This window comes from Stenotrophomonas sp. P5_B8 (assembly GCF_054049855.1).
Genome location: NZ_JBFULO010000215.1, coordinates 1 through 6,305 on the forward strand (window position 1 = coordinate 1; position 6,305 = coordinate 6,305).

4 protein-coding genes and 1 pseudogene are annotated in these 6,305 nt (G+C 60.4%); 4 read left to right on the forward strand and 1 reads right to left on the reverse strand.

The genetic code is table 11. The annotated features are described in order from the left end of the window. A pseudogene (locus ACXJKH_RS12530) lies at positions 1-224 on the reverse strand (hypothetical protein); the annotation flags it as partial. 239 nt (positions 225-463) lie between these two features. Between ACXJKH_RS12530 and ACXJKH_RS12535 the strand changes: the two are divergent. The 4 genes from ACXJKH_RS12535 to ACXJKH_RS12550 form a co-directional block, all read left to right on the forward strand. Next, positions 464-1,720 (forward strand): pyridoxal phosphate-dependent decarboxylase family protein, encoded by a 1,257-nt coding sequence (locus ACXJKH_RS12535; RefSeq protein WP_457319676.1) that lies wholly within the window; start codon positions 464-466, stop codon positions 1,718-1,720. Positions 1,721-1,850: 130 nt separating this feature from the next. Next, a complete protein-coding gene (locus ACXJKH_RS12540; protein ID WP_457319677.1) occupies positions 1,851-5,153 on the forward strand; it encodes a non-ribosomal peptide synthetase in 3,303 nt (1,100 codons plus the stop codon). Beyond that, positions 5,150-6,001: a cupin-like domain-containing protein gene (locus ACXJKH_RS12545; protein WP_457319678.1), complete on the forward strand. Its 852-nt coding sequence runs from the start codon at positions 5,150-5,152 to the stop codon at positions 5,999-6,001. Before ACXJKH_RS12540 ends, ACXJKH_RS12545 begins: the two co-directional genes overlap by 4 nt. 60 nt (positions 6,002-6,061) lie before the next feature. Beyond that, on the forward strand, positions 6,062-6,305 hold a 244-nt coding region (locus ACXJKH_RS12550), incomplete at its 3' end, for a hypothetical protein (protein ID WP_457319679.1).

Here is a 6,305-nt window from a genome sequence, read left to right on the forward strand (position 1 = left end):
GTTCTATAGATCCGCTCACGCTCGAACCGCGCCAAAAAGCCTACGCAGGCAGCTTTGTCGCCGCAATGACCCGCCGCACTCATTAAACAGATCAAGCTGCTGCCCGACAGATGGCCCCAGCAGTCACCGCTCCTGAGCAGACTGCCGCTGGCGTGGCCCCACCCGCCGCATGTCCATACTGGCTTCCAGAATCGCAGATGCCGGATCGGCAACTTCGCGTCCATTCATCTGTCCAAGACAGGTTTCTTCTACCCAAGCAACGCGCGCGCGTTCAACAGTCACCGGTGAATGCAGGAGCACACAATTCCCCGCAACACCCGCACAAAAATGCCTCCCTAAGTGGCATTGCCTTATCATTCGGCAGCGTATATCTTCGGATCCTTGGGTTGTCACAGGCGTTCAACCCTTGACATCGATATTCGGACCCCAGTGACTTAAGTGCCACAAGGAGAAGGTTGGACCGATGGTACGTTATGCTTTGCCCGATACCGGGCTCGACGTCGCGCAGGTGCGCGAGCGCTTGACGCATGTACAGCAAGGCGACTGGGATGTAAGGGACGGCCGATTGCCGTTGCACTGCTACTTCGCCAGCCGAACAGTAGATGAGATTTCACGGACCGCGTTCGCTCAGTTCGCTGATTCCAATGCGCTTGCCCCCGCAGCGTTTCCAAGCTGCCAGCGTATGGAAAACGACGTAGTCGGGATGGTGCTGGGCCTGCTCAACGCCCCTTCTGGAGCTTCCGGGAGCATTACATCGGGCGGAACCGAGAGCATTATCCTTGCCCTGAAAGCCGCGCGTGACGAAGCGGCTGCGCGCAGCAGCTCTGGGCAGCCGAATATCGTCATTCCGGAATCCGCGCATCCCGCCTTCGATAAAGGTGCGCAGCTTCTCGGAATAACCGTGACGCGCACCCCAGTTGGAGCAGATCTACGCAGCGACGTATCCGCAATGGAATCGGCCATCACGCCCGACACCATTCTCATCGCCGGCTCGGCTCCTTCATTGCCATTTGGACTCATTGATAGGATCGACGAACTAAGCGAACTCGCACAGCGGCGGCGTGTATGGCTACATGTCGATGCCTGCGTGGGTGGTTTGCTTTCACCCTTTGTACGTGAACTTGGATACGACCTGCCTGCCTTCGATTTCGACCTGCCTGGTGTACGTTCGCTTTCTGCAGATCTGCACAAATTTGGCTATYCGGCCAAAGGCGCTTCGTTGATTCTATATCGGAGCTTGGACGACCAGCGCTTCCAGTTCAATCATTTCGCCCATTGGCCCAAGGGCGAGTACTTCACCCCAACACTAAGCGGCACGCGCTCCGGCGGGCCGATCGCATCGGCCTGGGCCGTCATGCACCATTTGGGCAGGCAGGGCTACCTTGGTATCACCGCAGCACTGATGGATCTGCGTGATCGCCACCTGCAAAGACTGGCCTCAATCAGGGGCCTGGCCGTCATCGCACCCCCACACCTCACCATCATCGCTACAGCCTCGGACGAACTTGATGCCTTTGACATCGCCAGGAGGATGAGCGACCGCGGGTGGTACATGAGTCTGGTCGCGCGGCCACGGGCTATTCATCAGACCGTCAACCTGGTTCACGCTGCCCGGCTTGACGAGTACTTCCGCGATCTCCGGCTGGCAGTCGAGGAAGTACGCGCCCAACCGCCGGCTCAACGACATTCTGCCAAGGACCAGCTGGTGTTGACATATTGAGYGCCCGCAGGGAACGCCAGCACGCGATGTACGCACGCATGAAACACGGATGCCTGGAAGGGCCAGCAAGCAGGGATGAGCTTGGATGAATACTAGGGATGGGTTGCTGCGCGGGCTCAGCAAGCAGCGGATGGAACAGCTGCTCGCCTTGGCCAGGACCAAAACGCCGGCACCAAGTGTGCTTCTCTCAGCTCCCATCGAGAGTATTCCGCGCAACGGCGATCTGCCCGCGTCTTTTGCCCAGCGCCGATTATGGCTCATCAACCAGCTGGATCGCRGCGCCACCCACTACAACATGCGCGTTGCGCTTCAACTGCGGGGACCGCTGAATGTCACCGAGCTCACGTCCGCGCTCGACGCGCTGTTCGAGCGACATGAATCACTGCGCTCTGTGTTCGTGGAGCGGCAGGGTGAGCCGCGCGTGCACTTGCTTGCCACCTCGCAGGGTCTGCCGCTGATCTTTGACGACCTGCGCACACAGAGCGATCCCGATGCGGCGCTGGCGATGATCCAGCACACCGAAGCCACAACGCCATTCGATCTGGCGGAAGGTCCGCTGATCAGGTCGCGGCTGATCCAGGTGCAGGATGAATCCTACCTGCTGATCCTCTCCCAACACCACATCATTTCCGATGGCTGGTCGCTCGGAATCCTTGCACAGGAGCTCTGCGAGCTCTACGCAGCCAAGCTGCAGCGTCGAGAGCCACTCCTTTCGACGCTATCCATCCAGTACCCGGATTTCGCAGCGTGGCAACACAAGGAACTGACGCGGGAGCGCCTGGACGGCCACCTCGAATACTGGCGCAGCCAACTTGAAGGGATTCCCCAGCTTCTGTCCCTGCCCACCGATCGGCCTCGATCAACACTTCAATCCACGGTCGGCGCGTCCGTGCCGATTTCCATCGACGCGGCGCTCACCGCCCGCCTGAAGGCACTGGCGCTCACGCACAACACTTCATTGCATGTCGTACTGCTGGCTGCGTGGAGCATCGTGCTCTGCCGCCTCTCCGGCCAGGACGACATCATCATCGGCAGCCCGTCGGCCAATCGTGACCGTATTGAGATCGAGCCACTCACAGGCTTCTTCGTCAACATGCTCGCCCTGCGCATCAAACTCGATGGCAAGCCAACGATCGCGGAACTGCTCGCCCGCATCCGGGACACCTCGCTGCAGGCACAGGCGCACCAATCCGTTCCATTTGACCTTGTTGTCGAGACGCTGAAGCCGGCACGCAGGCGTGATGCCAGCCCGATCTTCCAGGTTCTGTTCACTCTCCAGAACACGCGCGAACCTGTCATCACCCTTCCTCACGTGAGCGTCCAGCTCCTTCCGCAGCCATCGAACCAGGTCAAGTTCGATCTTGAGCTCACCCTCGGCGAACAGGGACATCTCATCGAAGGCAGCCTCAATTACGCCACCGCGCTCTATGACGCAGCCACCATGCAGCGACACCGCGCCTACCTGCAGGAAACACTGCAGTCGATGGTCGGGTCTGCATCACTTCCGGCACTGCAGATGCGAATGTTGCCGTGCGAGGAACATGAAATCGTGACTTCACGCTTCAGCGCCAGCGGTTCCAGCCAGATGCCTTCCCGGTTGGCCCATGAAGCATTCGAGGACCAGGTCCATCTCAACGGCGCCGCGATTGCAGTTGAATGCGATGGACAGGCGCTTACATATGACGAACTGAACATACGCGCCAATCGCATTGCACACCTGTTGCGGGGCGCCGGCATTGCCCCCGACCAGCGTGTGGCCCTCTTCATGCCGCGCTGCATCGAGATGTTGGCTGCCCTGTTGGGCGTGCTCAAGGCGGGGGCCGCGTACGTGCCCATTGACCCGGTGTTGCCGGCGAAACGACTGGCCTATCTGTTGAGCGACAGTGAGCCCCAATGCGTACTTGCACATTCCTCGGTCCGTTCGCTGCTGCCGGACAGCGGACTGCAGGTTCTGGAGCTGGACAAGGACGCAGAGCTGGCCGCGCAGCCTTCCAGCAACATTCCTCGTGCTGACAGTGGCCTGACCGACCGGCATCTGGCTTACGTGATCTATACCTCCGGGTCTACCGGCCAGCCAAAGGGGGTGATGGTCGAGCATCGAGGCCTCTCCTGCTACCTGCAGTGGGCATTGCAGGAATACCGGTGCAGGGCCCCGATGGTTTCACTGGTCTCCTCGCCGATCACATTCGACGCGACAATCACCAGCCTCTACCTTCCGCTGCTGAGCGGTGGCCGTGCACTGTTGTTGGGGGAAAGCGGCAGCCAGGACGAATTGGCAACTATCCTCAGCGCCCCTGATCACATCGACCTCGTCAAGATCACCCCATCGCATCTCCACCTGCTGGGCGAGCGCCTGCGGCGCGAGAGACAGTTGATCCACGTCGGCTGCTTCGTGGTCGGCGGCGAGGCACTCCCCGTGCAGACCGTGGCGCTGTGGCGCGAACTGGCGCCGCGTACTCGTATTGTCAACGAGTACGGACCGACAGAAGCCGTGGTCGGTTGCACCACCTTCGATGCCAGCGCCGACTTCGATCCCGCCGCGAGTCTGGTCCCGATCGGTCGCCCGGTCACCAATGCCCGCATCTATATCGTCGACCAGCACCTCCAGCCGGTACCGATCGGGATGACTGGCGAGCTGCTGATCGGTGGCCCGCAGGTCGCACGCGGGTATCTCAACCAACCGGAGTTGAGCCAAGCGCGCTTCATCGACAACCCCTTCGATTTGTCAGCAGGAAAGGTCTACAGAACCGGGGACATGGGCCGCTGGCGGATCGATGGCAGCATCGAGTACCTGGGACGTAACGATTTCCAGGTGAAGTTGCGCGGCTTCCGGATCGAGCTTGCGGAAATCGAGGGGCAGTTGGCCCGTGTGGAGGGGGTGCAGGACGTTGCGGTCATTGCGCGCGCCGATGGCGCAGACGACATGGAGCTGGTGGCCTATGTGGTTCCCAGGCGCAACGCCCAGCTCTCGGCACTGCTGCTTCGCCACGAGCTCGCCCAGGTGCTGCCCGGGTACATGCTGCCGAGCGCATTCGTACTGCTGCCAACGCTGCCGCTTACCGCCAACGGAAAGCTGGACCGCGATGCGCTGCCAGTGCCCGATCGGCAGGCACGTGCAGTGCGTACCTACGAGGCGCCACGGGGTGAGGTGGAGGAACTCGTAGCGCGGATATGGGCAGGGCTACTGTCGGTGGAACGCGTGGGTCGGCACGACCATTTCTTCGAGCTCGGCGGGCACTCGCTGATGGCGGCAAGAATGCTTGGCCGGCTGCAGGATGAGCTTGACCTGCCACTGGACCTGGCGACCGTATTCGATCACCCGACATTGGCTGACTTTGCAGAAAGCATCCTGATGGGCATCTACGCTCGACTGGGACCTTCCGGGGAGATCGAGGCATTGATCGCAGACATTACTGAGCGGGAAACCAAGTGAAGACCATCGTCAGGAAATCGGCAGTGACGCCAGAGGCGTTTGTCAGTGACCACCTGCAGTCCGGCGAGCCAGTCATCGTGACCGATGCGATGCATGGCTGGCCAGCTCTCATGCGCTGGGGACCGGATTATCTCAAGCAGAAATGCGGTGATATGGAAGTACAGGTCTACGATGATCTTTTTGCGCTGCAGAACATCGAAACGCTGTCAGACTACTTGGACAACAACTTCGGCAAGTCGGCCAGCATTCTGTCCAACGAGTATGTCCGTGCCTACGTGCGCTTCAAGGATGTCGATTTCACCTGGGCAGATACTCTCTTCGAGGTCCTGGCCGAGGATTGGGATCACCCGGCGTTCTTCCCGTGTGATGGCTTCGTTCTGCCATGCGTGCCCAAAGGTGGCCATCGTTCACCCGTCACCGGTCTTTTCCCCTACAAGGGGCTGTTCATCAGTGGTCGCGGCGGGCGCACGCGCTTACACCGCGACCCGTTCGGCACCGATGCGGTGCTGTGCCAGTTTTACGGTGAGAAGCGCCTGACCTTCTATGCGCCGAGCCATGCCGACAAGCTCATGGATGCTCAAGGTTATGTCGACCCGCAGGCCGTTGATCCGCATCGCTTCCCCGACTTTAACCTGATCGAGCCCACCTTTGAGGACGTGCTCCGTCCTGGCGAGATCCTGTTCATTCCGGGCTCYTGGTTCCATGACGTCACTTCGATATCCGATTCGATCTCGGTGACTTGGAACTTTGTCCACGAAGAACATGCCGAGCCGTACCGGCGCGAAGTCGCCAATCCGCACAACAACTTCGATCGGGACATGCTCGCCTATCTGGGCGGCCTCGCCTAGAACTTCTTTTGTAGCGCCCGAATTTCGCATTCTGCAATCTCACATGGACGGGAAATCCAGATGTCAATTACCGAAAAGCTCAGGAAGCTGACGCTCTCCGAACTGGCCGAGCTGCGTAACCGAGGGGCCGACAAGCCGATCCGCCTTCCCGCCATTGCACCGCTGGAGCGGGAAGCCGGTGCGCTGAGCGTTTTATCGTATGCGCAGCAACGTCTATGGCTGCTTGCGCAGATGCAGGGAGCCAGCGCCGCCTACACGATCCCATTGGCACTGGCGCTGCGCGGTCACCTGGATGTTGCCGCGC